The following is a 281-nucleotide window of genomic DNA, read 5'->3' on the forward strand; positions in this document are numbered from 1 at the left end:
CCGGACCGCCCGGGCTGCCTGATCCTCGATGTGCGGCTGCCGGGATCCAGCGGTCTCGACCTGCAGGCGAAGCTGGCCGCGATGGGCAACCGCATGCCGATCATCTTCATGACCGGCCACGGCGACATCCCCATGACCGTCCAGGCCATGAAGGCGGGCGCGCTCGACTTCCTGACCAAGCCGTTCCGCGACCAAGACATGCTCGACGCCATCGCGGTCGCGATCGAGCGGGACAGGACCCGGCGCGCCTCGAGCGCGGGGGTCGCCGAACTCGAGGCGCT

The 281-nt window shown here is 70.1% G+C and carries 1 protein-coding gene; it reads left to right on the forward strand.

Going from position 1 to position 281, the window contains the following annotated elements; translation table 11 throughout:
* A partial coding sequence (locus KZZ07_RS26825; RefSeq protein WP_219520000.1) for a response regulator transcription factor occupies nucleotides 1-281 on the forward strand: 281 nt, incomplete at both ends.

The organism is Mameliella sp. CS4 (assembly GCF_019392335.1).
GTDB lineage: Bacteria > Pseudomonadota > Alphaproteobacteria > Rhodobacterales > Rhodobacteraceae > Antarctobacter.